Source organism: Terriglobus sp. YAF25, assembly GCF_052113305.1.
Classification (GTDB): domain Bacteria; phylum Acidobacteriota; class Terriglobia; order Terriglobales; family Acidobacteriaceae; genus Terriglobus.
Genome location: NZ_JBFRCY010000673.1, coordinates 1 through 2,530, shown reverse-complemented (window position 1 = coordinate 2,530; position 2,530 = coordinate 1). Strand labels below are relative to the sequence as shown.

Here is a 2,530-nt window from a genome sequence, read left to right as displayed (position 1 = left end):
CAATAGGAGGTCTGATCACGGCTATGGCAGGATCGATGCTGATCGAGTGGTACGCGGGCCTGTTGCGATAAACCCGCACGCTTGGACGAACTCGGACGTAGGCGGTCTTAATTCAATTGTGTTGCATGTGCGTTACGGTATCGGCCCGTTTCCTTGACACTGGCTTCAAACGGAACTTAACCTTGAGGGGACAGCCGACAGACGAACGATGCAAATTCCTTATATTTGGAACTATCTCCCGCTGGCCCTTCAAATCCTTGCAGCCCTTGCACTTGCGGGCGGCATGGTGACGGCCAGCTACATCCTTGGAAAGCATCGCCGTACCAAGGTCAAGCTCTCAACCTATGAGTGCGGCATGGAACCCGTCGGCGATGCGCGTGGCCGGTTTACCGTTCGCTTCTACATGGTGGCCATGCTGTTCATCCTGTTCGATGTGGAAGCGGTCTTCATGTTGCCCTGGGCCGTGATCTACAAACACCTTCCAGCGCTGACGGGTTCCCGATTCTTCGGTTTCAACGAAATGCTGGTCTATATCGGCTTCGTCGCCGTGGGTCTGTTCTACGTCTGGAAGAAGGGCATCCTCGACTGGGCTGCTGATAAGGGAGACCTCTAGTGCCAGCAACAATTCTGGAAAAGGCAGACGTCCTGGAGCAGATGGCGGCCAACCCGGCCGTCGCCGCGCTCTCTTCCCTGCTGGTCGATGCCCGGTTCGCACTGGACGAGCTGACGATCACGGTTCCGAAGGAGCAGATCGTTGCCGCCGTCAAAGCGGTTCAGGCAGCGGGTTACAACTTTATGGAAGACGTGACCTGCGTGGACTGGTACCCCAGCGAGCCTCGTTTCAACGTCACGTATCACATCCTTTCGCACTCGCTGAAAGAGCGCGTCCGCCTGATTGCACCGGTTGGATCTGAAGATCTGTCGATCGATTCCATCACCGACGTCTGGCCCGCTGCGAACTTTTACGAGCGCGAGGTCTTTGATCTCTTCGGCGTACACTTTGGCGGACACCCGAACCTGCGCCGCATCATGATGCCGGATGACTGGAAGGGTCACCCGCTGCGTAAGGACTACCCGGTGGAGGGTTACCGCTAATGCCGACCTCAGTTGAAGACCTCATCAATCCGGGCGTTGACGACGTAATCGCCGACTCCAAGCTGCACGGCAACATCGATCCCGCACAGGACCAGACGATGGTTCTGAACATGGGTCCGCAGCACCCCTCCACGCACGGCGTGCTGCGCGTAGTGCTGGAAATCGACGGCGAGAGTGTCATCGCGCTGGCGCCCGATATCGGCTATCTGCACACCGGCATCGAGAAGACCTGCGAGGCGAAGTTCTATCAGCAGGTGGTGCCGCTGACAGACCGCATCGACTACCTCTGCCCGATGACCAACAATCTGACCTACTGCCTGGCGGTTGAGAAGCTGCTGCAGTTGGAGATTCCGGAGCGGGCACAGTATCTGCGTGTGCTGCTGAACGAGCTGACGCGCCTGAACAGCCACCTGGTCTGGCTGGGAACGCACGCCATGGATATCGGCGCGCTGACAGTCTTCCTGTATTGCTTCCGCGAGCGCGAGGAGATTCTGCGTATCTTCGAGATGGTGGCCGGTCAGCGCATGATGACCAGCTACTTCCGCATTGGCGGCCTCAGCATGGAACCGCCGATCGACTTCTACGATCGCGTGCGGAACTTCCTGAAGATCATGCCGGAGAAGATCGCCCAGTACGAGAATCTGCTCACCGGCAATCCCATCTGGATGGGACGCCTGAAGAACGTAGGCCATCTCTCGGCTGCCGATGCCATCGCTCTGGGGGTGACCGGACCGCCGTTGCGCGCCTCGGGTGTGGACTGGGATCTGCGTCGCGATATGCCCTACTCGGGCTACGAGAAGTTCAAGTTCGACGTTCCTGTATCGCAGGTCGGCGACGTGTGGGCTCGTTATGAAGTCCGCATGAAGGAGATGTACGAGTCGGTAAAGATCGCCACCCAGGCCCTTGAGGGCTTGCCGGAGGGCCGTATCACCGCCGTCGCTCCGAAGATCATTCTTCCGGATCGCGAGCAGATGAAGACCCAGATGGAGAGCCTGATCCATCACTTCAAGATCGTAACGGAAGGTTTTGCGGTACCCGCTGGTCAGGTCTACCAGGGTGTTGAGTCGCCGCGTGGTGAGATGGGCTACTACGTAGTGTCGGACGGAACGGCGAAGCCCTTCCGTGTGCACATGCGYAACCCTTCCTTCGCTACGCTGCAGGCGTTAGAGACGATGTGTAAGGGAAGACTTCTGGCCGATGTTGTCGCTGTGATTGGATCGATCGACATCGTGCTTGGAGAGATTGATCGATGAAACGTCGCCGCCGGCCGAATGTCCTTCCGTTAAGGATGTGGATCATGAGCTTCATGGCTTACGGCGGCAAAGTCATTCCACCGCGCTCGATTGTGAAACTCGTTGCTCCGTGGGAAGACTGGGATTGGGCAGTAGATGGCAGGATTTTTCGGATCGGATATTACAGGCGTATGGATGGAAAG

The 2,530-nt window shown here is 57.8% G+C and carries 4 protein-coding genes; all 4 read left to right on the top strand.

Translation table 11 applies throughout. The features are described 5' to 3' along the window. Positions 1–208 precede the first annotated feature (208 nt). The gene (locus tag AB4043_RS22175) at positions 209–613 is read left to right on the top strand and encodes an NADH-quinone oxidoreductase subunit A (protein WP_442299439.1); all 405 of its coding nucleotides are present in this window, start codon (positions 209–211) and stop codon (positions 611–613) included. Beyond that, complete coding sequence (locus AB4043_RS22170; RefSeq protein WP_442299438.1) at positions 613–1,095, top strand: NADH-quinone oxidoreductase subunit C; 483 nt, start codon at positions 613–615, stop codon at positions 1,093–1,095. The genes AB4043_RS22175 and AB4043_RS22170 overlap by 1 nt, the downstream gene beginning before the upstream one ends. Beyond that, positions 1,095–2,348: an NADH dehydrogenase (quinone) subunit D gene (nuoD, locus tag AB4043_RS22165; protein ID WP_442299437.1), complete on the top strand. Its 1,254-nt coding sequence runs from the start codon at positions 1,095–1,097 to the stop codon at positions 2,346–2,348. Before AB4043_RS22170 ends, nuoD begins: the two co-directional genes overlap by 1 nt. Further along, positions 2,345–2,530: hypothetical protein (locus tag AB4043_RS22160; RefSeq protein WP_442308116.1), on the top strand; the 186-nt coding region annotated here is incomplete at its 3' end. The genes nuoD and AB4043_RS22160, both read left to right, overlap by 4 nt.